General features: G+C 40.1%; 19 protein-coding genes. 7 read left to right on the top strand and 12 right to left on the bottom strand.

The window, feature by feature from the left end:
- Window positions 1-165: 165 nt before the first annotated feature.
- Together A4S05_RS22925 and A4S05_RS22920 are read left to right on the top strand one after the other, a co-directional pair.
- Complete coding sequence (locus A4S05_RS22925) at window positions 166-948, top strand: peptidylprolyl isomerase (RefSeq protein ID WP_069072102.1); 783 nt, start codon at window positions 166-168, stop codon at window positions 946-948.
- Window positions 897-3,599, top strand: a complete 2,703-nt coding sequence (locus tag A4S05_RS22920) for a type I secretion system permease/ATPase (protein ID WP_069072101.1) — start codon at window positions 897-899, stop codon at window positions 3,597-3,599. Before A4S05_RS22925 ends, A4S05_RS22920 begins: the two co-directional genes overlap by 52 nt.
- 190 nt (window positions 3,600-3,789) lie before the next feature.
- Here the strand turns inward: A4S05_RS22920 and A4S05_RS22915 are convergent, their stop codons facing one another.
- The gene (locus A4S05_RS22915) at window positions 3,790-3,993 is read right to left on the bottom strand and encodes a hypothetical protein (protein ID WP_069072100.1); all 204 of its coding nucleotides are present in this window, start codon (window positions 3,991-3,993) and stop codon (window positions 3,790-3,792) included.
- Window position 3,994: 1 nt separating this feature from the next.
- On the opposite strand from A4S05_RS22915, the gene A4S05_RS22910 reads away from it, so the two are divergent.
- A complete protein-coding gene (locus A4S05_RS22910) occupies window positions 3,995-4,672 on the top strand; it encodes an SDR family oxidoreductase (RefSeq protein ID WP_069072099.1) in 678 nt (225 codons plus the stop codon).
- 1 nt (window position 4,673) lies between these two features.
- On the opposite strand, the gene A4S05_RS22905 is transcribed toward A4S05_RS22910, so the two are convergent.
- The 3 genes from A4S05_RS22905 to A4S05_RS22895 all read right to left on the bottom strand — a co-directional run bounded on the left by A4S05_RS22905 (window position 4,674) and on the right by A4S05_RS22895 (window position 7,890).
- Window positions 4,674-5,729 (bottom strand): aromatic ring-hydroxylating oxygenase subunit alpha, encoded by a 1,056-nt coding sequence (locus tag A4S05_RS22905; RefSeq protein ID WP_069072098.1) that lies wholly within the window; start codon window positions 5,727-5,729, stop codon window positions 4,674-4,676.
- A gap of 284 nt (window positions 5,730-6,013) precedes the next feature.
- Window positions 6,014-6,451 carry a secondary thiamine-phosphate synthase enzyme YjbQ gene (locus tag A4S05_RS22900; protein WP_069072097.1) on the bottom strand — a complete coding sequence of 146 codons (438 nt, stop codon included), beginning with the start codon at window positions 6,449-6,451 and terminating at the stop codon, window positions 6,014-6,016.
- A 269-nt stretch (window positions 6,452-6,720) separates the two neighbouring features.
- Complete coding sequence (locus tag A4S05_RS22895; protein ID WP_069072096.1) at window positions 6,721-7,890, bottom strand: pyridoxal phosphate-dependent aminotransferase; 1,170 nt, start codon at window positions 7,888-7,890, stop codon at window positions 6,721-6,723.
- A 792-nt stretch (window positions 7,891-8,682) separates the two neighbouring features.
- On the opposite strand from A4S05_RS22895, the gene A4S05_RS22890 reads away from it, so the two are divergent.
- Window positions 8,683-9,198, top strand: coding sequence for a hypothetical protein (locus A4S05_RS22890; RefSeq protein ID WP_069072095.1), 516 nt, complete (start codon window positions 8,683-8,685; stop codon window positions 9,196-9,198).
- Between the two features lie 216 nt (window positions 9,199-9,414).
- Here A4S05_RS22890 and A4S05_RS22885 read toward each other — a convergent pair whose 3' ends face one another.
- The 5 genes from A4S05_RS22885 to A4S05_RS22865 form a co-directional block, all read right to left on the bottom strand.
- The gene (locus A4S05_RS22885) at window positions 9,415-9,633 is read right to left on the bottom strand and encodes a ssl0294 family protein (protein ID WP_069072094.1); all 219 of its coding nucleotides are present in this window, start codon (window positions 9,631-9,633) and stop codon (window positions 9,415-9,417) included.
- Window positions 9,623-9,850: a hypothetical protein gene (locus A4S05_RS41890; protein WP_069072093.1), complete on the bottom strand. Its 228-nt coding sequence runs from the start codon at window positions 9,848-9,850 to the stop codon at window positions 9,623-9,625. The genes A4S05_RS22885 and A4S05_RS41890 overlap by 11 nt, the downstream gene beginning before the upstream one ends.
- Before the next feature lie 73 nt (window positions 9,851-9,923).
- Window positions 9,924-13,193 carry a ribonucleoside-triphosphate reductase, adenosylcobalamin-dependent gene (gene nrdJ, locus A4S05_RS22875; RefSeq protein ID WP_069072092.1) on the bottom strand — a complete coding sequence of 1,090 codons (3,270 nt, stop codon included), beginning with the start codon at window positions 13,191-13,193 and terminating at the stop codon, window positions 9,924-9,926.
- Window positions 13,194-13,544: 351 nt separating this feature from the next.
- Window positions 13,545-14,366: an alpha/beta fold hydrolase gene (locus A4S05_RS22870; protein WP_069072091.1), complete on the bottom strand. Its 822-nt coding sequence runs from the start codon at window positions 14,364-14,366 to the stop codon at window positions 13,545-13,547.
- Between the two features lie 56 nt (window positions 14,367-14,422).
- Entirely contained in the window at window positions 14,423-14,815 is a 393-nt protein-coding gene (locus A4S05_RS22865) for a carboxymuconolactone decarboxylase family protein (RefSeq protein WP_069072090.1), read from the bottom strand.
- A 180-nt stretch (window positions 14,816-14,995) separates the two neighbouring features.
- Between A4S05_RS22865 and A4S05_RS22860 the strand changes: the two genes are divergently transcribed.
- Window positions 14,996-15,415 (top strand): (2Fe-2S) ferredoxin domain-containing protein, encoded by a 420-nt coding sequence (locus tag A4S05_RS22860; protein WP_069072089.1) that lies wholly within the window; start codon window positions 14,996-14,998, stop codon window positions 15,413-15,415.
- Window positions 15,416-15,596: 181 nt separating this feature from the next.
- Here A4S05_RS22860 and A4S05_RS22855 read toward each other — a convergent pair whose 3' ends face one another.
- The 3 genes from A4S05_RS22855 to A4S05_RS22845 all read right to left on the bottom strand — a co-directional run bounded on the left by A4S05_RS22855 (window position 15,597) and on the right by A4S05_RS22845 (window position 22,824).
- The gene (locus tag A4S05_RS22855; protein WP_069072088.1) at window positions 15,597-16,259 is read right to left on the bottom strand and encodes a nuclear transport factor 2 family protein; all 663 of its coding nucleotides are present in this window, start codon (window positions 16,257-16,259) and stop codon (window positions 15,597-15,599) included.
- Between the two features lie 427 nt (window positions 16,260-16,686).
- On the bottom strand, window positions 16,687-22,113 hold the full coding sequence (locus tag A4S05_RS22850; protein WP_069072087.1) for a trifunctional serine/threonine-protein kinase/ATP-binding protein/sensor histidine kinase: 5,427 nt from the start codon (window positions 22,111-22,113) through the stop codon (window positions 16,687-16,689).
- A 174-nt stretch (window positions 22,114-22,287) separates the two neighbouring features.
- Entirely contained in the window at window positions 22,288-22,824 is a 537-nt protein-coding gene (locus tag A4S05_RS22845) for a nucleotidyltransferase family protein (RefSeq protein ID WP_069072086.1), read from the bottom strand.
- A 194-nt stretch (window positions 22,825-23,018) separates the two neighbouring features.
- On the opposite strand from A4S05_RS22845, the gene A4S05_RS22840 reads away from it, so the two are divergent.
- Window positions 23,019-24,287, top strand: a complete 1,269-nt coding sequence (locus tag A4S05_RS22840; protein ID WP_069072085.1) for a plasmid pRiA4b ORF-3 family protein — start codon at window positions 23,019-23,021, stop codon at window positions 24,285-24,287.
- Window positions 24,288-25,106: 819 nt separating this feature from the next.
- Window positions 25,107-25,784, top strand: coding sequence for a cob(I)yrinic acid a,c-diamide adenosyltransferase (gene cobO / locus A4S05_RS22835; protein ID WP_069072084.1), 678 nt, complete (start codon window positions 25,107-25,109; stop codon window positions 25,782-25,784).
- Window positions 25,785-26,160 lie beyond the last annotated feature (376 nt).

Below are 26,160 nucleotides of genomic sequence, written 5' to 3'. Positions count from 1 at the left end.
AAGTGATCGGGGGAAATTATATTATTTACTAGCTATATAATTTTTTTACCATCCAGATGTAATTAGTTCATGGAATCTTTATCATATTTATCAATCAACAACCAGATGATTTCTATATGATTTAAAAGTCCTATAAGTGTTTAACCATTTTCACATAATTAGTTCATGGAATCTTTATCATTTTTGACAATTAATGACCAAATAATTTCTATTGAGGAAGCAGTAAAGTACCTGCAAGCCTCTGGAAAATTGGGACAGTTCATTGGGGATATTCTCCGTCAGTACGTAATTGAGTCAGAAATCCGAACACGAGACGATATTGAAATTGGCACTGCAATAACTGAACAGTCAATTATTGACTTTAGGCTGAAAAATCAACTGACTGATCCCCAAAGTTTTCAAGAATGGTTACAGACCAACAACACAGATTACGCTACCTTTCACACATCGGTTACTTTTGGTTACAAGCTAGAAAAGCTGAAAGCTGTAGTGACGGAAACAAAACTCCAAGAATATTTTATTGAGCGCAAGATTTTTTTGGATCGGGTAGTACTTTCTAGAATTGTTGTTGATAATCGAGAACTGGCAGACGAACTACACACGCAAATTGAAGAAGGAGGTAGTTTTGAGCAACTAGCTAAAGAGTATTCACTTTCAGATGACCGAATTGTGAACGGCATGATGGGAATAGTCAGCCGAGGAAGTATGCCAGATATATTACGGGCAGCTATTGATGTGGCGAGTCCTGGACAATTAGTAGGACCAATAGAAATCGTTGGCAAAGACTCTCCCCAAGGAGAAGGACCTTATGGTTTGTTTCGAGTAGAACAATTTCTGCCAGCGTCTTTAGAAGATACTCAACTAAAGCAAGCACTACAAAATGAGTTATTTGAAAAATGGCTAGCAGAGAAAATTCAAAAACTGACAGTCAAGTTACAAGTGAGTTAAAAATTCTGGATAATGAATCTTTACGATTAAAAGTGCTAGCTTCTTTGCCTTGGAATCAGCCACCGCTATGTTGGCTGACTCCAGAACAACAGTCCCAATTAGAAAATGAGTGCCAAACCCGTCAATATCGTCTTGGAGAAAAAATCTGGTCAAACGATGTCGGCGGTTATCAATTCTTAATTGTGGCTGGGAAAGTTCGCTTACGAGAAGAGGGTGTTGGCAAACCTTTAGCAGCCCTCGATGCGGGGGATTGGTTTGGTGACTTACAAAAGCTATCTGCGGATTTTAAAGCTGTAGCTGCTAGTAAAGAAGTAGTAGTAGTGTGTTGGGATACTGCGCTGTGGGCAGGATTTTCTCACCCACAAATTCAGGAATTCTGGCAAGTGTTACCAGTGGACATGGAGGGAGAGAGAGAGACATTTTCCTTCTCTTCCACTCCTTCACTAGCGCCAGCCTCAGAAGGGACTTCCAGTCCCCACAGCCTTCAACCCCAAAGAGGACTCCCAGCCGCCAATTTAATCGTCTCAAATTATCCGTTTGTTGCCAGTTGGAACACCGCTGCTGCTTGTTTAACAATGGTGGCGCAACAGTTAGAAAATTCTGTGCAACTGGAATGGGTGCAGCGTCAACTCAGAGGACAACGCCCAAAACAGGTTGTGGAAGCAGGAGAAAAATTAGGGTTAGTGTTGCGGCGCTTACAAGTGAGTTGGGGTGAGTTGCGACAGCTGTCATTTCCAGCTTTATTACTGTGGAATTCTGACTCACCTCAGAGTCCATCCTGGGTGGTAGCTTATGGAGTTAAAGGCGATCGCTTAATTATCGCTAATCCTTTAAATCCCGAACGGACTTGTGAAACCTTACCGCAGTCCATAGTTGAGGCGTCTTGGGATGGACAATTGTGGCAAGTAGAACTGATATCTAAGCAAGAAACATTTAACCTGAGTTGGTTCACCCCAGCAGTTTGGAAGTATAAGGGATTGCTAACAGAAGTATTGTTAGCATCTTTTACCTTGCAGCTTTTGGGTTTAACAACACCACTAATTACACAAGTTGTCATTGATAAAGTGATGGTGCAAGGGAGTTTGCCGACTCTCGATGTTATGGCGATCGCACTTTTATGCGTAGCCATATTTGAGTCCATACTTGGCATTCTCCGTCTATTCATCTTTACCCATACAGCTCGTCGTCTGGATTTGAGTTTATCAGCACAGCTATTTCGCCATCTGATGCGTCTGCCTTTGGCTTATTTTGAGTCGCGGCGCGTCGGAGATACAGTAGCACGAGTCCAGGAACTCGAACAAATTCGTCAGTTTCTCACAGGTACAGCATTAACTGTAATTCTAGATAGCATCTTTGCTGTGGTGTACCTGGCATTGATGTTTTACTATAACGTCCCACTCACCTTTGTAGCTTTAGCAGTACTACCGCTATTTGCCACATTAACGATAGTTGCAACACCAATTCTGCGTAACTGGCTAAACGAAACTTTCAACCGTTCTGCCGATAGTCAATCGTTTCTAGTAGAGACAATTACCGGAATTCACTCCGTTAAAGCCCATGCAGCAGAACCAGTAGCCCGCGATCGCTGGGAAGGCTTATTTGCTCGCTTCATTCGCACAGGTTTTAAAGCCTCTACCACCTCCAATATCAGCAGCAATATTGGTGACTTTCTCACTAATTTGTCTACCATGCTGATTCTCTGGTTTGGAGCCAAATTAGTCATTGAACAAAAGCTCACAATCGGACAGCTAGTTGCATTTCAAATGCTGTCTGGTAGAGTCACAGGCCCACTTTTGCGCTTAGTACAGTTGTGGCAAAACCTTCAACAAGTGCTACTTTCTGTAGATCGCATTGGTGATATTCTCAACGTCTCCCCAGAAGCAGAACTGGGAACTGGTCTAGTTTTACCACCCCTGAAAGGACAAGTCACTTTTGAGCAAGTATTTTTCCGCTATCGGCCAAACTTTGAAGCCATTCTGCGGGGAATCTCTTTCAATGCCGAACCAGGGCAATTTGTTGGTATTGTCGGACGTAGCGGTTCTGGGAAAAGTACCCTATCTAAACTATTGCAACGCCTCTATCAAATTGAATCAGGACGCATCCTTATTGATGGTTTTGATATAAAAAGCGCCGATTTAGCTTCACTGCGGCAACAAGTTAGTGTAGTTCTTCAAGAAGACTTTTTATTCAACGGTTCCATTTTGGAAAATATCACTCTCGGTAGTCCCGACATTACCGCAGAGCAAGTAGTAGAGGCAGCAAGACTAGCAGTAGCACACGACTTCATTAGTCAATTACCCTACGGTTACGAAACAAACGTGGGTGAACGCGGTACAGCTTTATCTGGTGGACAGAGACAACGTATTGCCCTAGCAAGGCTATTTCTTTCCCAAGCACCGATTTTGGTTTTGGATGAAGCTACCAGCGCTTTGGATAGTGAAACTGAACAACAAGTACTACAAAACCTGCAAAAAATTTCCGCTAATCGTACCGTGTTTCTGATTGCTCACCGCTTTGCTCCTCTCAAACGTGCTGATTTGATTTTGGTGTTAGAGCAAGGTGTGATTGCCGAGCGTGGTACTCACGCACAGTTGTTGCAACAAAAGGGTTTGTACTGGTCACTATATCAACGCCAGCAAGCAAATATATAGTAAATTGAACTAGCTCAAAGCTTGTGGTTAGTACAGCAAAGACAAGTAGGGGCAATTCATGAATTGCCCCTACTTGAGCAACTTGTTAAAAGTAGGTAAACTTCCTTCACAGTCTACTAAATAAAAGATAAACGCCTAGAAAGTAGCGTAAGGATGCTCTTAGGCAAATGGCAATACTTGTCGGTTAAGCTTATACCAATTTGAAAAAGAATGCGACAAATAGACCATTTGTAGAGACGCGATTCATCGCGTCTTTACCCAATGATGTGTTGCAATCATTAATTGAATGGGTATTATTGTTCGCCACCAACCAGAAGAACTCAGTTGCTTGAGGAATTATTAAGTACTGCCAATCCTCTGATAAAATCCTTGGAGCGTAAGTAAGTAAATTCATTATGACAAGTGCATCTTATATTTTTCTGGCTGGAGCAAGTCGCGGTGTTGGTCGAGAAATTGCTCAATATCTGACAGCGCAACAGCTAAAGGTCAAAGCACTCCTGAGAACAGCAGCAGTTGCGGCTGAACTAGAGAAAACAGGTATTCAAGTAGTTGTGGGAGATGCTTTGAATGTTGACGATGTAGAACGTGCAATCCTGACAGATGAACCTATTCACACCGTTATCAGTACAATTGGTGGTTTACCGACAGACGTAGAAAAGCCAGATTACCCTGGTAATAGAAATCTGATCGATGCAGCAGTTAAAGCTGGAGTGCAAAAGTTTATTCTCATATCTTCCATTGGCGCTGGCAATAGTGTTGCTGCTCTGTCACCCCAAGTTTTGGCAGCACTGGGAACAGTTTTAGTTGAGAAAGACAAAGCTGAACAACACTTAATTGCCAGTGGACTTACCTATACAATCATCCGTCCAGGTGGACTCAAGTCAGAACCAGCAACGGGTAATGGCGTTTTGACTGAAGATCCGCAGATTATTGGTAGCATTAATCGTGCAGATGTGGCGCAGTTAGTTGGTCGCTGTTTAAATAGCAATCGCACCAATAATAAAATATTGTCAGCCGTAGACCGAAATATGCTATTCGGACAAAGAGAATTTGCAGAATTTAGTTTGGAGTAATTTAAGCACGCCAGCGGAGTATCTGACCCTTAACAGGATTCACAAATTCTCGTTTTTCAGCGACAGAGCGAGCATACTCTCGCTTCAACTGGTAGTACCACTGCGCTTGCATATCTGAGTCCTTAATCAGCCGTAGTACAGGATTATATTTCAGACCGATCTGCTGTTTTTCCACAACCGTTCGGTCTTGGTCAAGGAAAGTCCGCGCTAGTATATGCATCAGTGGTTTGAAAAATCCCACCCAAGGAAGTGTCCAGTAAAGAGCAAAAGTTACCTCAGTTTCCGTATCTGAAATGGGTGTAACTGCTGTTAAATTAACGACTCGATGCTTACCAATGGTGGTTTCTTCTATTCTGACGCCAGGTAAACGAAAAGAAATCTCCGTTTCCGGGACACCACCGCCAATCAGCCAGTATAATCGACCCCCATTCTCTGGTAATCGGTGTCGTCGCATCGTGAAGCCGTAGGGCGAAGCATCAAATTGCTTCACTTCCTCGTGCAGTTGCTCATTTCGCCACCACCAAGCGCGATGAACATAAGGTGAATGAGCAGGGTCCATCAGACCTACCACTGCATGATCCACAAAACAGGGGAATTTCACAATCTCTACGAATTGGGGCGAACGCTCATCAAACCCTGGAATTACCGGAATTTCCATCTCAGAAGCAGGAGGTTGTGGGTTATCTGGATCGGTCATATATATCCAAATATTTCCTTGGACTTCGCGAATTTCATAAGACTGTACATTGAAGCGACTCAAATCAATCTGCTGTTCTTCTACAAGAGATGGAATTGCAGTGCAACTTCCAACCGGGTTAAAGCGCCAACCGTGATAACAGCATTCCACTTCCTGCCCATCGAATCTACCACAACTCAAGGGCACACCACGATGGGGGCAAATGTCCCGCATCGCAGAGACTTTCCCATCCTGGCTGCGGACTAGCAGCACTGGTTCTCCCAAGAAAATGCGGCTGATCATCATACCTGGTTTGATTTGATCGCTAGGCAAAGCATAGTACCAAGTATTACGCAAGAAAAAATTATCGTTATTGTTCATAACTAATACCAAATTGAGATAGATAGGATGTTGGACATTACTGGAACAGACTTTTGGTAAAGATGTTTAATCTAAAATCCCAAATCTAAAATCCCAAATTGGTATAACTGCGTCTGCTTTTGACACAACGAAAGTCCTGGTTTCTGGAAAGGAAGGTTATGCTTGAAAACATTCTTTCGGGTTTTTAATTGTTGTAAGTAAATTCAACTGATACAATTGTTGGTCATGTTCGTAATTCTCTCAGATTTGGTTTGTTCTGGGAGGATTTTAGCGGTGAAATTGCATTATTCACCAGAAATTTGGATAAATACTGTTCTTTTGCGCGGGCCATCCAACTCAAAAAACAACACAGATTGCCAGGTTCCCAAAGCTAATTTACCATCCACAATGGGAATTATCTCACTAGTGGTCAGCATCATTGCCATTAAATGAGAGTGGGCATTAATCGGTTCATCTTCCGGGACATCTCTTAAATGCAAATCATTATGCAAATAGCTGTCTGACTCAGGTGCTAATTTTTGCAAGAACACTTTTATATCTTCTAACAATCGGACTTCATTTTCGTTGATAGTTAATGCTGTTGTTGTGTGTCGAGAAAATACTAAGGCTTGTCCATTTTTAATTGATGTTGAGGCAATAAAATCTTGGATTTGTGGAGTGATATTATGAATATTTATTTTTGGCTCGGTTTCAATTTCAATTAACTTATTAATAATTGGCATCTGTGGAATTTTATATTTTAGATTACAGACGAGGTACGCTAACACAGCCTAACGCACTCATCAATTTCATATCAACATCTAACTCTGCCAATTTGAGATTTTGGTGCGCTTCTAGCGCAACTTGGATTTTTGAAGAAAAAATCTAATACCATTCAATTAATGATTGCAACACATCTTTGGGTAAAGACGCGATGAATCGCGTCTCTACAAATGGTCTATTTGTCGCATTCTTTTTTCAAATTGGTATAAAATCCAAAATTGAATGACTTTTAATTCCTAACTATAGTTTCCAAACCTTGCACTAATCTTTCTATACCTTCTTTTGCCGTCTCTTTTTGCAGCGCCCCATAAGCAACGCGTAGATAGCATCCATCATCCATGCCAAAGGTTGTACCTGGAATGACTGCTACTTTATGTTCTTGGATCAGTTTTTTAACTAATTCAAAAGCATCCATTTGGGTATGAACTTTGAGGAAAAAATAGAAAGCGCCGTTGGCGGGGGTAATACTACATAAGCCTTGTAGGGGCTTAAGGGAATCTAATACTAGTTGGCGTACTTGAGCAAGCGCTCCTATATTACTCTGCAAATACTCCTCTTTTGCCTGCAATGCCCCTAAAGCTGCATATTGAGAAATGACTGGCGGACAAATCAAAATTGTATCCTGGACTTTTTTGATGGCGACAAGTAAGTGTTTGGGAATCACCATGTAGCCAATACGCCAACTGGCAAAACCGTATGCTTTAGAAAGGCTATAGAGAGAAATGGTGTACTCGCTACTATTATCAAATGCACCAGGTGAAATGTGTTTTACCCCGTCATAGGTAAAGTATTCATAGGCTTCATCGCTGATGTGGTAAATACTACGATCGCCACAAATTTGATTTACTTGGTGCAATGCTGCTTCAGAATAGACAACTCCAGTCGGATTATTCGGTGAAATTGTTACCACAGCCCGTGTTTTGGTAGTGATTGCTTTTGCGATCGCATCTGGACGCAGTTGGTAGTTTTCATCTGTCGCCACTAACACCGGACGACAACCAGCCATTGCGATCGCCATTTCGTGGTTGAAATAATAAGGAGTATTCAAAATAATTTCATCGCCTGGGTTAGTAATAGCAAGAATGGCATTCATAAATCCCATATTGCTCCCTGCTGTCACGACGATGGAGTTTTCCCCATTGATTTCAATGCCGTTGAAGGCTTGCAATTTTTCTGCAAGTGCTGTCAGTAATTGGGGAATTCCCTCAACTGATTTGTATAGATTATTAGTTGGCTCGTCCAGAAATTTGGGCAAAAATTCTCTGGCTTCAGGTGGTGGGCTGTAAGAAACTACACCTTGTCCCAGAGAGATTGTTCCAGGAGAATTTTTAATCATTTCCCCAACCAGAGGAATAATCGGTGACTGTACCGCTTGCATACGAGAGGTTAGGGATTCCATGTTTTGATGCCTATAGACCTGGTATTAGTATCTTTTTATAAGAAGAATTCAGAACTCAGGAGTCAGAATTCAGAATTGAATTCTGTACCACTGGGTAATGAATATTAGTTTAAAACTTTGCCCACAAGTGGTGTGTCAAAACTTGTCGGGTTTTGGGGAAAAGGGGAAAGGGGAAAGAAAAAACCTTTAACCTTTACCCTTTAACCTTTTCCCCAAACCCAATTCCGAGTTCAAAATGCTTTACCCAAGCAGTATTGAGTGGTGTGTTCGCGGTAGCGTTCGCACGAGAAAAAATCCTTGTATCTCAAGGTAGGTAAAAACCCCACCCCGGAGTGTCTGTCTGAGTTTAATTGCGTTAGCGGAGCGGGGCGTTAGCAAGAGTGCGAATTGCGAATTGGATTTAATGTCGCGATCGCTCAAGTAGGGGAAATTCATGAATTGCCCCTACTTGTCTTCTTAATTGAGATAGTACTTAGATTTACGTAGTCCTGTACTAGTATTTTCCCTGATCAATATGATAAGATTCTACGAAATGCTACGTGAACATACTTCTTTGGCAAATAGAAAATAAATTCTTCTCTTCTGCCTTCTGCTCTTTACTTTTCTTCGGTAAAGGTTCAATTCTTCATGCGGAGTTGCTGATATCGTTTCTTTGTGAAGTTGTATATATTTATCCCCCGGCTACGCTGTTCCCCGTTATCAAGGGAAGACTACATCGGGGTCTTATTATGTGTATCTTCACACAGGATTGGTATAAGTCACGGAACCATATAAAACCAAAGGAATAAGAGAATGGGTCTGAAAAAGCTAGTCAGCTATGGAATTTTTGTGCTGGTTTTCGTCATTGGATTCGGTTTCACGTCAATTGCCCGTGGTTTTGACTATCCGCCCCCAACTCCGAAGATTGAGTTTGCCCAAGAGACGAGCGATCTCATGCTCAATACGTTGTTCGCGGCGCTGACGCAGGAGTTCGACGAAACCACAGTGGATAACGTGGAGCAGGGTAAGCATTCCATCTCGCTGATATTTAATGATCAGAACAAGGATATGCGGCTAGTCGGCACTGTTGGCCCACTTCGGCAAAGCGATCGCCCTAGCGACAACTTCGAGCGTCAGGCAAACGCGCTGGCACTGGCGGGACAGGCATACACGTCTGTCCAGCGCGTGGATAGAAAATGGTACTATCGACGCTCAGTCCCCCTCAGCAACTTTAGGGCAGAGTGTGCGCTTTGCCACATCAATTATCCTGCCGGCCCTACATCTGACTTTGTGGGCGCACTTATGCTCAGAGTGCCAATCAAGGATTAAGAAACTTCCAAACAATGCAATAAGTTCTGAGTGCTGTACATGGATAGCGGGGCGTTTAGCCTGTGCTGAGTAAAAACCATGTTTTTTCAAGGCTTTGAGAAATCAATGCTGTCCTAACCTGTGTGACTACGGCTATATAAAGTAGGAGTCAGCGCTGCCGTCGGCAGCACTGACTTCCTGTCTTGTAGTAAATTCAACTATGTATTCTGGGAGTTTTTAGTCAATCGAAATCTGCTGAGGGCCAGTGGCTTTGCCGTTATGCGCGTCCGTTGTGTTGCTGGTGTAACTATTTGAGCGAATCTGTTTATCCAGCCAGCTTTTAACAGGATCGTCTGCAAGGTTGAGGCGAAGTACACCAGAGAAGAACCCACCCACAAATGAAACTGGATGCTGAGTAAATTCTCTGAATATAGGTGACAATTCATTAATGAACATTAAAAGACTCCTGGCACTGCCGTAAAAAATTATTACTTCTTAATTGATCGTAACGTGTTAAGGGATTGGGGATTGGGGATTGGGGATTGGGCATTGGGGATTGGGCATTGGGCATTGGGCATTGGGCATTGGGCATTGGGCATTGGGCAAGGAAGAAGATCCTCCCCTCTGCTCCCTGCTCCCCTGCATCCTCATCTCGCCAGTCCCCATTCCCCATTTCCTATTCCCCACTCACCACTCCCCATTCCCTATTCCCCACTCCCCACTCCCCACTCCCCAGTCATTTCACCTTATGAGCTTGGTTGCTGATCGGGAAACATACACTTATCAGAATCACAACCACTAGGGCCGGCCTCTGACATTTCGCCTAAATCATAGCGGCTTAGGACTGCACAGAAATCATCTGTTTTACGCCGCGCTTTCACCTCTTGAGTTAAGCGATCGTAGGTGGATTTGTCTATTGGTTCAAAGGGCAAACGGGGGAATGATTGCAAATCGTCAAAACGGGCTAAAAGAGCCGCTGAAATATATCCCTCATCATTCTGGATGGTTTCGTAAATGCGCTGTCCCAAGGGTTCGATTTCATCGGAGCGAAGTTCTAAAGTTGCTGATGTGTTGTGAGTCACGTACCAACGTTGAACCTGAAGGACAAAATCAAATTGGGCTAAGACAGAAAACTTAGAAACATCAATTTCATCAGCCCCAGGTAAATCAGCCCAAGTTACAGAAACAGGGATTTCCACTAGCCATTCACTCACCCGTGGATCAAAGGGATCGTTAAGCAAGTTGCCTTGTTCATCTTTGTCTGATTGGGAGGGAATGACGTTGTAACCATAGTCAATACAAGCTAAGGCTACTGGGTCATTTTTACCGAAAGTGATTCGGCGAATGAATCTTTGGGCTTTCGGGGGATGCCATCCTGAACTAGCATTAGTTAACAAAGCCTTAGTACCACTGGGTTGGACTGTGGTGCAACGATTTGGACGCTTGAGATTGTGGCGATCGCAATAATCCCAAACCGCCCGATGTACAATATCTCTCCAAGAACTGAGATATTTCTCTTCCTCACGCTTGAAAGCTAATCCTTGGGGAGTTGCAGGTCTTCCTGCTTCCCACCAGCGCAGCCAATCAACACCAAAAGCATGGACAAAGAAATCAAATAAACCTGTAAAAGAAACTCCTACAATTGGGTCTAATTCACGGCTGTATTGATAGCGTGGTTCCAGGAATTTGTGATTTAAAAGTGCTGCTACAGATAGTGCCCCAGCAGTGAAAGCTTCCTCTTGTTCTTTGTAGTTATGTGGGTCGATTTGATTAAGGTGAACCTCTGACAAATTGCAGTTCCCAGTTAAGGTATTACCAAATACTCCTTTGTGATGTTCTGGTTCATTGAAGCAATAAGTATCGTGTAAACCTGGTAATTCTTCTACACCTCTGACTATTTGCCATTTACCTTTGTATTTGGCATCACGCCCTTTGCTCACATCCAAACGCTGGCAAGGAATTTGTCCACAGTCAGTAATTTGCAAGTAATACAAATCTTGGCTGCGAACACCATAATTAGTTACTGACCCTTTATGAGCGCAGAGATTTAAAGAAGAACGGATACCGCATTTAGTTAGTAATAACTGCACTCGATACGCACGTTCGTAATCAGAAATGTAAATCCTAATGCCATTGCTATGTGTATTTGTGCCATCTGTATCCGCTAAACCAGCGATAAAGTGCAGAATTGCTTGGCGATTCCAACTGGCAATTACATTCAGTGACTCTGGATTTGTTTTTAAACTCTTTAAAAATTCTCCAGAAAAACCTAAGTCTGTTACATCTTTAAAAGTCGGTAAGTAGTCATAATTTCTTTCAGGAGACTTACTTCCGATTACAGATAAAGCTGCTTTCTGTTCGTAGAGCCTAATTTTGGCATTACCATTTTTGTCTGTAGTTCCATCTCCTACAGCTATCCCCAAAGTATAGGCATAACTTGGATCGATATTTAACCCACCTTCATGCTGAATAGTAAAAGGCTCAGTATGAATAGCATATCTACTAACATCCATCAAATCTTTGGTTTGGACTTCTTTGTATTCTTTATCAAATCTATCTTTGATAAAGAAGCGATGATATTCAGTTGCATCCAAGTAAGTACCATCCGCAAATTTGACTCGATACAGCTTGCGTTCGCTACCAGTTTTAAAAGGTGTTACTTGGCTCCATTTTTGACCATTCCAAATCTCAATTTCACTTCCAACAACATCTTTGATTTTATGCATTCCATCTCTAGTGATGAGTAAAGTATCACCACTTACACAGTGGAAATTAGCACCTATAATTTCACCACATGGATTTAAAGCATATCGCTGCAAACGATGTTCTAGCTCATTAGCATCAAGATTGGAATGGCGTTCTTTTAACCACTCTTTTGCTGTTCCTTGTTCATAAGCTTGTAAAAACTCAACTTTCAAAGCTTGTGTTGGCAGCAAATCAATGTTCGATCGCGCTACGGCTTCACCAGCCCATTGAATCGCTCCCTCTCCGCTGTAATATTGTTTGCGGACGGCATCAAGACATTCTTCTAAGGTTGGCTTGCGGTGAAAAACTCTGGTATGATTTGCCATCCTGAGTGCATCGCGCTCTGGATCGATTCGCCAGTTGCCATTTTCATCTTGTTGCCATAAGTTATCTTTAGCGGTGGCTGCTAAGTCATCGCCAGAATCAAACTGACGCATCCCCGCGCTTCTTCGGATATTGCCTGCAACAATTGTTACAGCAGCTTGATCGATTAATAGACAGCATTCAACTGAATTTAATTGTCGTCCTAAAGCTTTATTCAGAATAGACGCACAACGCTGATAAAGTCCGGGCAATTTCACCGGATTAGCAACGCCTCCAAAGCCGTTGAGAGTTTCTCCTGCTTTGCGGACATCGCTGATATCAACTAATACTTCAACTTCTGCTGAAAATTGTTCATCAGTAGAGAGTTCTAATAAGGCTTGATATGATTCAACCCAACCTTCACGGCTATCTCCAACGTGAATAGTGACGTTATTTCCTTCTATATGAGTTTCAGTATATTCACGTCGCTGTTGCACAGGAGTGCTGCCAATTTCACCTTTTACAGTGACATTCAATTGATTACGAATGGGGGGCAACTGGTTAATAAATTGTGGTTCTAGGACGGCTCCAGTACCACAACCCATCATTGCCAGATCCATCATTAAGCCGAAGGCACTCCAGTCTTGGAGATTGGTAGAGGTGCAATTATAAGCCCCGGAAAAGTTCTTTGGCTTAGTTATCCAGTCTGTACCACCAACCCATAGCCAGCGTCCACTGGGCATAGCTTTCAAGTTGCGCTGCATCTTATCCAGTGTGGCAGCTTCTTCTTGAGTTAGCTTTCCCAACTCGACTAAGCCTTGTAGAGTGCGATCGCATACCTCATCCCATGTTTCCCTTAGTCCGGCCTTTGTACGGCGGCTATAGGTTCTAAAAAATACGGGATTAGCAGCCGGTGCTGTTTCGGGAAACCTTGCACTCTGGCGTGTTCTTTCGAGATTCTGAACCATATATTAAGTGTCTTGCGTTCTTCTTGCGTGCGGACAGATTATGACTATACGCCAAGTAGTTTTAGTATTAAAGATTGTCAAATTGTCCACTTTACGCTAGCTCTACCCGGCACTAATTACAACAGAAATTTATGATGTATAATATCCTCTACCCTTGGGTAAGAGATAGATACTAAGTTTTAATTGGCACTATTGTTTTTAAGCAAATTATCTCTATCAACCCATCTTCAGGCTGATGATCGCTACTCAGTAATGGCTCAACGCTTCGCTACCGCTAACTGTACTCAGGATTATTTGTGATTATTTGAGATTTTCCAAACAGGGTTTTGGCAAGGAATTTAGAATCCAACTTTAAAATCCCGAATTGGTATAAGCTAGCTTCAACTTCCCCAGAAAGTTGAGCATGGCTGAAACTACAGCATCCGGCGACTCAATCAAGAAGCCGTGACCACCACGTTCGATGACCACAAGTTCAGCATTGGGAATACCTTGAGCAAGTTGTTGGGAAAACTTTAGCGGGGTGAGAATATCTTGTTTTCCAACCATAACTAAGGTAGGACAATGAATTTGTTGGAGGCGGTGTAATGTGTCACTACTAAGGATGGCTTGACTGTGATGATAAAGTGAATGAGTTGCTGGTGGGAAAGGATATCTGATCGCAAATTCAATCAGACCTTCAATCATGTCAGGAATTGAGTAAAACGCATCTGTAAATATCCAGGGCAATATAACCTTTTCATAAAGTTTTAAATCTACATTACTAGGAAGTTCGCCCCAAGTCTCGATGATGCTATTGAATAATGCATCACCTTTTGCCAAAGATGAAAGTAGTGTCAGACTTTTTACCTTTTCAGGGTGTGCTAACACTAGTTCTTGGGCTATCTGACTACCCATTGAATGACCAGCTAGATGCACCTGATTAATCCCGATGTGATCGAGCAATCCTGCAACGTCACCAGCCATCTGTTTTAGACCATAGGGACTTTCGGGAGCAGAACTTCTCCCCATACCTCGGTTATCCAAGCGAATGACTTGATATTGCGAAACCAGCGATGGCATAATCAGCGACCAATAAGCATGATCGCAAAGAAAGCCAGCTATTAATAGCAAAGGCTCACCCGTTCCCTTAATGTCGTAGAACAAATCAATCCCGTTAATCTGAACCTTGGGCATAGTAAATAATTCTGCTAAACCTTATTTTTAAGCAGGGTATAGACGAGGCGATACTTCTAAGTCTTGAATTTCTCGTCTACCGGAATCTGATAGCCGTTGGCGAGGCGATTGGTCATGTTGGCTGTGGCTGCGATCGCCATTAGTTCCCCAAACATAGTATCATTCATACCCTTGGCACGCGCCGCCGCTGTGTGGGAGGCGATACAGTACTCACACCCATTGGTCGCACTCACGGCGATATAAATCAGTTCGCGCATCAATGGATCAATCTCACCAGGGCTGGCCATCACTTCCTTTAGCGTTTGCCACGTTCGTTGTAAAGTGGGGGGATGGTTGGCTATGGCTTTCCAGAAGTTATTGATGTAGTCATTTTGACGTGTAACCCGGATGTCGTCATACACTGCACGCACTTCGTCGCTGGCTTCTTCGTATTCAATCAGCTTAGTCATGTTTTGATTCCATATAGTTTCCCCAGCGAGTGGGAACCCCTAGATTGTAATACTGAGTTGCAATTAAAGATAGTAATATCATGTCTGCTTGGCATAAACTAGCATTTCTTGGACGATCTACTAGAACAGACTAAACAGGAAATTTACACTATCCTGTCAGAGAAATAGGTGGGGTCATCCATGAAGAAATTGATCCAGCGTATTAAAGCATTACTCCGACGTATCCTCAAGGAGTTTTCATCTAATTCTCAGCAACCATCGCCTGTAATAAATTCTCGCCCATTAGAAACTTCCATTCCAACTGTTTCTCCTAGATGGGAGTCTGGTTTGGTACTTGTGTGTTCACAATGTGCCAACGAGCAATCAGGCTCAACTGCTTCGGAAGACTTAGAGAATTGGTTGAAATCTCGTTTGAAATTTGAGGGCTTATGGGGGGAATTTCGGGTCGTTAGCACCAGTTGTTTAGGGGTTTGTCCCCGGATGGGTATTACTGTTGTTCTTGTAAGTAATGGAATTCACGGGAATAGTCCATGCTTAATTGTAAATCCGCAGAGCGATCGCGAACTTCTCTATTCATACATTAAACAGAATCAAGGCTAACTGCAAAAATTTGTGAAAGCTTCCAATTATTGAAATCAAACTGAATTTTACCTTGCACTATGTTTCAATCAAGTGGCAAAGAAAAAAGGGGTGAATATTTAAATTCAACCCTTTTTCTCTGTTATTAAGGAGGTAAAGAAGACTTATCCAACCCGTATTAATACCATTCTGGTCTGAAGAATTATTCTTTTAAACGAGGTATATTTGGTCTTACAAAGGTAGCAGAAGAATTAGTGCTTCGGGCATTAGTGCTTGAGGAAGCAGTAGTTGGGGAACTGAGATTCAAGAAATCGATAAGTTTGAGAGTACGATTACGAATTTTCCAACGCCCATTTGTTTTGATGAGTTTATCTTCATAAGTGCCATTAGCGACATCAATGCTGGTTTCTGAACGTTTATGAGTCGCATGGAGATAAGAGGTAGCTGTTGCTTTATTATTCTCAATTGAAATGTTTATCGTACCTATTAAGTGTTGGGTAGCTTGATATCCATTTCCTTGAAATACTGAATAGACAAAATCTGCCCAAGAATCTGTTCCATAACGTGTTTCACTTGCGCCATCAGGAAAAATAGCAGTGAGGACTGAATCTTGAGTAAAACAATCCCGATAAATATTTTTTCCTTCTAGTAGATTTCCTCTACCAATAGCGTCAGTTCCCAGGGCGTAACAGGATGTTAATTTTTGAATTTCTAATTCTGCGTTAGGTTGATTTGCGCTTGCTATTTCAAACCTACCTCCAATAAACAGCACAAGAGCAACTGCAATCACAACCAGAGTTATTCGATTTAAAAGAAACGAGATAGCATTTGTAACTATTCGCCCATTGTCTCTTCTTTTTTCCACAGTATATCCACCTTAATTTTTACTATTTCCGCATCTTGCACTTTACCATAAACTAAAACTTTGGCTAATATTTTTAGCTCATTGAAAACGGCTAAAATATTTGCATACTTTGCTAGCAATTACATTTTGTGTAAGCCAGAAAATCTGTTTTATAGTAAATGATAAAACTAGGACACGATTTGATGTATACAACTAGTTATAGCAGGTGTTTGACCAATTTTAAGTGTTAATTATAACTAAGTTTGTGTTGATTTGATTAAGTAATAGACTTACTACTTACATAGTTTTATGAATCGCCAGATAAATTTGATTTTACCAAGGACTAAAAATCAAATATAATCACTATATCAATCCTAAATAATTCTTGATAAGTTCCCCGAAATCTTAAAAAAATCGGGGTTCTGCGGCTACAACTATCAGAAGTTACCTATTCTCCTAAAATGGGAATAGAAATTATAAATTGTGTTCCTTCTCCTAAGACAGATTTACAAGTCAAACTTCCAGCATGATTTTCTACTATAATTTGCCGACTAATAGATAATCCTAATCCCGTACCTTTTCCTACAGATTTGGTAGTAAATAAATTCTCAAAAATAGAGTTTTTCACTTCTTCTGTCATGCCTTTGGCATTATCTTTAATATTAATTACTACGTTTTCATTGTCTACTTGTAGATAAGTTTCTATAGTGATAATATTAGGATGTGTTTCTTGGATTTCTAAAAAGCTACGACCTATATTTGCTTCTTCTAAAGCATCAATTGCATTAGCAAGAATATTCATAAACACCTGATTCAATTGTCCTAAGTAGCATTTTACTGATGGAATATATGCATAGTTTTTAATGATTTGAATGGCGGGACGATTATGATCAGCTTTTAGACGATGCTGTAAAATCATTAAAGTACTATCTATACCTTCATGGATATTGGCTAATACTTTATATGTAGTATCGGCACGAGAAAAAGTACGGAGAGATGTACTAATATTCCGAATGCGCTGTGTCCCTACTGTCATACCATCAATCATTTTTGGTAAATCTTTTAGTAGAAAATCTATATCTATTTCTTCAGCTTTTTCTTCAATTTCTACACCAGGATTTGGGAATTTTTCTCGGTATAGTTGCAGATAGTCGATTAAATCTTTAACAATATCTTTTGCTTGGGCAATACTACCTGTAATAAAAGCAATGGGGTTGTTTATTTCGTGTGCAACACCTGCAACTAAATTTCCCAGAGAAGACATTTTTTCACTTTGGATAATTTGTAGTTGCGCCTCTTGTAAATCTTTTATTGACTGTTCTAATTCCCTAGATTTTTCTTGTGCTCTCGTGTATAAGCTGGCATTTTCTATGGCAATAGCCATTTGAGAAACTAAGACTTTTAATACTTCTACCCTTTCTGGAACAAAAGCTCCTGATGATAACTGGTTTTCTAAATAAATAATCCCAGTAAGCTGTGATTGGTACATAATTGGCAAACAAAAGATTGATTTTGTTTGAAATTTCTGAATATAGATATCAAGGTTAAAAGGTTCTGCAAGGATAGCATCATTTAATACAAGATATTGCTGAGTTCGGAAAACATAATTAATGACAGAGAGCGGTAAATCCTGATAGGTTTCAACAGGAATAGAGCGTAAAACTGTCACTGCATTTTCAGCAGCATTTCCAGAAGCTTCGATATACAAATTATTATCTTTAATTAGGAGTAGTACTGCTTTTTGGGCGGCAGCATTTTCTAGTAAAATTTTGATCAACTTGCCTAATAAATTTTCTAAAACAATTTCATTAGTAATCGCTTGGGAAAACTTGATGAATGCATTAAAATCTAAAAAATCACTCAAGCTGCTATTGGTAGTCGTGCTAGTGGTAAGATGAATTGTATCTATTTTTGAAGTACTGTTTTCTATAGGAGTAGTTTGTCCTAATAGAAAAGTATATTTTGATTCTAAGTGTTTAACTTTAGCGATCGCACCCCAGCGAATATAGGCATAATAGGATTTAGTTATATAAGTTTGATGAATTAACTCTTTACCAAGAGATTGATAAAATTTTCCAGCTAACTCATAAGCTAAAGCTTCTTCTTGGAGAAAACCGTTTTCTTGAGATTTTGCAATAGAGTGTTCATAGTAGTCCATTGCTTCAAGCGTTTGCCCTAAAATCTGATACCGTTCTGCCTCCACGAGGTAAAATCTGTGTAAGTGATTCGTGGGAGCATGAGTAGCCCAGAGTTCCATCTTTTGCTGATTAGCTCGGACTTTTTCTAGAATAGCTTGCTTCTCAGACTCTTTAGCAGTATGATATATTGCCAAGTGGGCTAAAGAATCGTAAAAATAAAAGATTGGAACAACAAATAACCCTGTAACACCACCTAAAGAATTTTCTGCGATCGCAGCATTTTCTACAGCTTTAAAATACTCCCCAAATATGTAAGAGAGCATTAGTTTATTAACGAATAAGTGGTTAATTGTGTAAAGATCATTTACTTGCTGATGAATTGGTAGCATACTTTGCTCGTCGTAGGCTTCTCCAATTAAACAGTCCACATTTTCAAAATTTCCTTTCAAGTTCAGAACTGTTTGCAAATATACTGAGTTCCAAGTAAAAGCGACTTGTTGCTTGATTTTTTTCAGCGAATCACAATAAGCTATCAGTTCTTTTTCTAGAAGCCAAAGTTCCTTACCCAGCCAAAATGAATGATAGGGATAAATGTAACCACAATAGCCAGCATATTCTAAATCTCCAGTTTCCAGACCACTAGAATATCCTGCCATTGATGATGTTAATGTCTCCCTAACATGCTCTTTCCAATGCATAACATGAGCGCTAACAACCGTCAGAATTTTCGCCTTGAGTTCTTCAGCATTAAATTGTGATACCAAACGTGAAGCTAATTTACCAAATTCATAGCCAGAATCAATTTCTCCTTGAACTCCACAAAGAAGTAATCCATAAAGACTATAACCATAAGCAGATACAGCCGTATTTCCATATCTTAAGGACAAATTGACCATTTTACAGACAATAATTGGCATCATTGCAGGAGCAGTTTGAAAAGCCGCCGGGAGAACTCCCATTAAGATTCTCATAGCTGCAATCTTGTTAGGATCAGTCATTAATGGTAAGTTAATTAAATCTGCAATGGCTTTACCTTTCAAAGAAGCCGCGATTTCATCCATCCCCTGCTGAATATCAGTTGATGTGGGTTCGTCTGGAAAACTTGTTCCTAACAATTGCAGAATTGATACAGCTATCTGAATGGCTTTCAGTTGTTTGCTTTGAATGATAGAAGCGATAATCTGTACTTCATAGACTTTCACTTTATCTAGAAGGACTTTGGCTTGTTGCTGCACCACCTCAGCCCATTGTTGCATCTGCTCAAAATCACCGCCAAGATAAGCTACCTCTGCGGCTCCTTCATATAAACCAATAGTTAAGGTATATTCAGTTTCCCAAGCATCTATATTTAAAAGTTTTATCCCATTTGTGAAGTATTTCAGAGCCGCTTCGTAAGCTGTAGAAGCTTTAGCTTTTCGTCCTGCAATTAAATTTAATCGTGCCAATTCAGTTTTTTCAGATTGCTCTATCAGGTTAAGAATACCTACATTCAACTGATTGACGATATCAAAAATATTAGCTTCTATTTCCTCTTTAGGTGTATTTTGGAGAAGCAATTGCCCAATTTTCAGGTGAGTAGATTTTTTGAGTTCTTCTGGAATCAATGAATATGCTGCTTGCTGTACTCTGTCATGTAAGAACTTATAACCTACCCGTGAAGTGTCGAGATTTAAATTAACTGCTTCTTCTTGATTAAAAACTAAAGGAATACGGTAAGCTTCACTTAAAGGTAGAATTAATCCCGCTTGCAAAGCAGAGTGTAAATCATTAGCTGTCAAAGAAGGTGATTTTTCATTGACTATCGATAAAACATCCAGACTAAATCTGTCACCCACACAAGCTGCTAATTTTAAAACATCTTGGGTGAAACTTGGTAGTTTTTCAACTCTACTGGCAACTAACTCAACTACATTTTTATCAGTAATTCCAATTGCTTGTATATCCTCTAGACTCCATTGCCATCTAGCATTAGCAAAGTCAAATTTTAGTAATTTTTCTTGATAAAGTGCCTGAATTAGTTGTGTTATAAAAAATGGGTTTCCACCTGTCTTATTATAAATCAGTTCGGCTAATTGAATAATTTTATTGTTAAATACTCTAATGCCATCATCCTGTTTAGGTTCTCCTTCTTGGAGTGTTTCGGCAACTAGCTTAGTTACATTTTCTAAATTTAAAGGTTGTAAGATAATATTATTAACTACCGTGCCACTATCTTTAATTTCTTCTATTTTTTGAATTAAAGGATGTGCCGAATTAACTTCATTATCTCTATATGCTCCGATAAATAGAAAATATTTGCTATCGGCATCAGTTATGAGCAGTTGGATTAAATTTAATGTGGCTGAATCTGCCCATTGTAAATCATCTAAAAATATGACTAAGGGGTGTTCTTTTTGGGTAAAAACTTGGATAAATTCTTTAAAAACATGATTGAAGCGATTTTGTGATTCTGTTGCCCCAATTTCGGCAACCTCCGGCTGTGTACCAATGATTAATTCTACTTCTGGAATTACGTCAGTAATAACTTTTCCATTTGTTCCTAAAGCTGATAGTATTTTATTCCGCCATATTTCTATCTGCTCATTATTTTCTGTCAGCAAATACCGCATCAAATAAGCAAAAGCTTGAATTAAAGAAGCATAAGGTATATTTCGCTTTAATTGGTCAAATTTACCAGAAATAAAGTACCCTTGTCTGCGAGTAATGGGTTTATTAACTTCATTCACTAGAACTGATTTGCCAATACCAGAATAACCAGAAACTAGCATCATTTCACTAGTCCCAGATGTAACGCGCTCAAATGCAGCTAACAGTTCAATAACTTGTTCTTCACGACCATATAATTTTTGAGGGATTAATAACTGACTCAAGATATCTAAACGCCCTGGAACAAAATCAGTAATTATTCCCTTGCTTTCTAACTGGTTGAGACATGATTCTAAATCTGCTAATAATCCTGTAGCACTTTGATATCTATCTTCCGCATTTTTTGCCATCAGCTTCATCACAATTTCAGAGACGGCGGTAGGAATTTGTGAATTTAATGATTGCGGGTTTATCGCTTGAACTGCAATGTGACTATAAACTACTTCTAGGGGGTCTTGGCTAAAAAATGGTGTTTTATCAGTTAACATTTCATATAAAGTCACACCAAGGGAATAAAAGTCAGTACGATAATCAAGAATGCGATTCATTCTCCCAGTTTGTTCAGGAGACATATAGGCAAGTGTGCCTTCAACGCAGTTAGGGTTATTAAATTGGGGATTTTCCTTATTAAGACGGGAGGCTATACCAAAGTCAGTGAGTTTAACAATATCTGTCTGGGAGTTAATTATGATGTTATTAGGTTTAATATCTTTATGAATAATCTGATTTTTATGTAAATAATCTAAAGCTTTAGTCAGTTGAATAGCAATGTTTAAATGGTTAATCAAGTCAAGTTTTTTTGTTTGTAAAAATTGCGCTAAAGACTGACCTCCAAAGTCTTCCAACAACAGTCCTACACGATTTTGAAAGGTTTCTAGACTAATAGCTTTAACTATATTGGGATGGTCTAAACCTTGCTGAATTTGATACTCATTTTTAAGGCGAGTAAAGGCTTCGAGAGTCGGATATTCATTTTTAAGCAGCTTGATGATAACTCGCTGTTGCGTCTTTGGCGTTTGTGCTTGATAAATAATTGTTTGGATTCCTTCGTGGAGAGTCGAGTTGATTTGGTATCCAGTACGATTTGGCATTGATTTTCGACTATAAAGTTACAAAACTAGCATCAACCCCGTTTGGGGTTCTAGTTTAATATTCCCAATACGTAGAAAATTATTAACATTGCGCTTCTGTATCCAAGGGTTATAAATTAAAAAGCGATTATTTCCTTGTGACGAAAACTAGTGGCTACAACCCGACTGTAACTTTTACGCCAACCGCAGATAAGGACACTTTTGCAAAAATCCAGAGGCCTTATTGTGGGCATCTAAGTTATGAGTATGCGTTGGCGTAGGTCGAATAATGCCACCAAATAGGTCATCTAATCCGTAGGGTGTGAAAAATTGCCATTGACCTTGGGTATCTAGTCGAACTCCCACAGCAGTGGCGGTGTGCAGCCAATCTGTGATGCCATCCTCTGTACTAGTGTAGGGTCTGCTACCAAGACGCCAACGAGCAAAACTAGCTTGATTTTTGACATCAAACTCGTCATGAGGAAATTGTTCTGTGAGATTCGCCTTTGCTGCTAGTTCTTGCGAACGGTTTCCCTCTATATCAAAGAATGCAATATCAAAATCTTTAATCCCTAACCCACAGTCATTGCCAAAAATTGAAGACCAAACGGTGTTTCGGACTGCACCACCGGCTAACCACCAGTTCGGTAGATTTAGTTGAGCGATCGCAGGTAATACTGTATTAATACGTGTATCAGCTAAAATGATCTGTAGGCGAGTGTTACTATTCATATCAAATTCCTGGGATTGTCAAGTAGAAGGTGAAAATATTATCATTCACATTTCATTAAACTTACGGTATTAATAGTCCTGTTGTGACACTTGGTATGTCAATATTTATCAGGTGAACTTCTGTAGTCATAGTATAAAGAAAACAGGTTACACAGAAGGTTAAGTTGTGAATTTAGAATTTAGAATTTTTATTTATGGAAGATTTATTTGCGCGACTAGAACGCACACTCAATCCTGAACTGCCTTCTATAACAGAGTCACAACAACAACTCCTACAAAAACTCAGTATTGATGAAAATAAACCCGGTACAATTCTGCATGACTTTCAAATTCTGATAGATTTCTTACAACCAAATGGAGTAGAAGTTAGTAGTGTTAATAACCTTCTACCGCTAAAAGTCCTATCAGAAGTTAATTCTCGGTTAAGTCACCCAATTGAAATTAAACTCAAACGCCCCGTACAGAAATCATACCCATACATTAATGGACTATATCTGTTATTACGCAGTTCTGGAATAGCCCAAATTAGATCCCAAGGGAAGAAGCAGTTTTTAGTTTTAGACGCAGCAACTTTACAATCCTGGTCAAGCCTCAATCCAACAGAACGCTATTTCAACTTATTAGAAGCCTGGTTGATTTGGGGAAATAACGAAGTTTTGGGTGAACATCAAGATTCATTAGGGAATTTATTTAGATGTATTCAACTTTGGCCTCGTGTCTCAGATAAAGGTTTAAAATTTTCTAAATATGAAGATCAAAACAATATTAGTTATTACCCAGGTTTGCATAATGTTGCCCTGTTAGAGTTATTTGGATTTTTATCTATCAAACATGGGAAACCACAAGAAGGCAAGGGATGGCGCATAACTAGTTTACAACGCTTGCCCTTTGGAGATGCTCTGTTGCAATTACTATTTCCATTGGGGATACGAGGAGAACTACAGGATGATGTAAATGTGAATTTTGGAAAATTGCAGTCACATTTGCAACCCTTTTTTCCAGAATGGAAACACAATTTACTTGTTCCCAAGCAAGGCTTCACCGATGGGATTTATATTTTCAAAGTATCCCTTTTTAAGGCTTGGCGACGCATTGCTATCCCAGCAAAAAAACCATTAAGCTGGCTAGCAGAGATAATTCTCGATGCTTTTGACTTTGACTACGATCACCTGTACGAGTTTAGTTATAAAGACCGTTTTGGCCGCATAATAAAAGTTGGTCATGCCTATATGGAAACACCCCCATTTGCAGACCAAGTGCAAATTGGTGATGTGTCTCTCGAACCAGGTGGTAAAATGACCTATCTTTATGATTTTGGTGACAATTGGAAATTTGATGTGCAGTTAGAAGCAATTAATCCACCTGATAACAAAATCAAAAAACCGAAGATTTTAGAAGTTCACGGAAATGCACCTCAACAGTATTGGAGTGAGGATGATGAATTGGATGAAGACGAAGAATGAGGGAGATATTGAAGGAGGCAGGAGGCAGGAGGTTTTTTCACTTATAGGATTCAAACCCCTCCTGAAAAAGAGCCACCAAATTGAAAATTTGGAGTTCTTGTCTTAAACCCTTGCTCCCTATGGTCGCGGGCTGTTACAGATAGCGCAGCGGTAGCTCATATTGGAGCGTCGGGCAGTTTTCCTCCTGCCCTCTGCCTCCTGCCTTCTTCGATAAAGTTTGGGTGATAATTTCATACCAAAGCATCAATAAATCTATAACTCCCGATATCAGATATAGGAATCCGCTTTGATTCCTGAAATTATTTGCGTAGGGAGGGAACAAGGAACAAGGAATAAAAGTGTACTGAGTTTTTTTCAAAAATCGTAATAATTCAGCACCTAGAAGTCAGAAGTCAGAATTTAAAAGGAGTACAGCATGATTAGTACATTTATGTATCAAATTTTCTCCTATTTTTTAACTATTCTGAATTCTGAATCCTGACTCCTGAATTCTTACCGCAAATCAAATATGAGTCCTATAGTTAACTGATGACTGTATCAAAAGAGAGAATAAGAAAGTTTTCTTGGTAAAGTGCTTTAATGAACATATTAAATTATTTAAAACAGTAATATTAAACTCAAATTATAACTTCAGTTTGTATATTATATAGATTTACATACTTATATGCAAATCATCTTAAAAAGACTAAGACATGATCAATATTTTTCTATAAAATATTAGTGGAGATATCCAAATTATGTGATTTAGCTAAAATAAAATTATAAACATAATTTTGCTTCCTTTTCAACACTTTTAACAGTTATTTGCATACTAGCTTGATGAAAAACGATACACCACCAGAATTGAACCAAGACCAAGAGATTGGGCGCTTGATTGATGAGGTAATGTCTTCATCTCTAACTGATGAACAGTACCGCAAAAAGATGCAGCGACGCAAAGAAGTGCAAGACAAGCGCATAGCAGCCGCGGTACCAGAAAAAGGGTTAATTATTGTAAATACTGGTAACGGGAAGGGTAAAACTACTGCGGCTTTGGGGATGGTGTTGCGATCGCTCGGTCATGGGTATAAAGTAGCGATCATCCAATTTATCAAAGGTAGCTGGGAACCTTCCGAAAAAAGGGTTTTTAGCTATTGGGAAGACCAGATAGAATTTCACGCAATGGGCGAAGGCTTTACCTGGGAAACTCAAGACCGCGATCGCGATCTTGACAAAGCTAGCGCCGCATGGGAGAAATCATTAGAATACATCCGCAACCCAGATTTTCATCTAGTCTTGTTAGACGAAATCAATATCGCTCTCAAAATGGCTTACTTACCAGTAGAAGACGTTTTAGCAGGTTTGGCGCAAAAACCAGCTAATAAACACGTTATTCTCACAGGTAGAGGCGCACCGGCTGCTTTAATTGAGCGTGCTGACTTAGTAACCGAAATGACTCTAGTTAAGCACCCATTCCGCGATCAAGGTGTGAAAGCGCAACCGGGAATTGAGTATTAAATCAGAATTCAGAATTCAGGATTCAGAATTCAGGATTCAGAATTCAGAATTCAGAATTGTTAAAAAACCAGGTTTCCGACTCAGCAGAGATCAGAAATCTGGTTTTTAATTTTCGGATGTCAAGCTAGTTTTGAGGGTTTGTAGTCAGCACCTAGCACTTTGCTTTACAAAACAGGGAGTAGGGAGTAGGGATAGAAAAACATTAAAAACTTTAGTTGTGGGTCATTGCCCACTGTTAGGAAAAGATTTTTGCTCTTATTGCTTGCAATGAGGCATAATGCGTCCAAATTTTCAATCCCACGCCTGGTTGGCGTGGGTTCCCTACCATTGGTGTCAACTTAACGCGAAACCGCATGTCCGCCAGGGATTGTAAATC

The organism is Nostoc sp. KVJ20 (genome assembly GCF_001712795.1).
In the GTDB taxonomy this organism is placed as follows: Bacteria; Cyanobacteriota; Cyanobacteriia; order Cyanobacteriales; family Nostocaceae; genus Nostoc.
The sequence above is the reverse complement of the archived record's forward strand: the minus strand, read 5'-3'. Positions and strand labels throughout refer to the sequence as shown.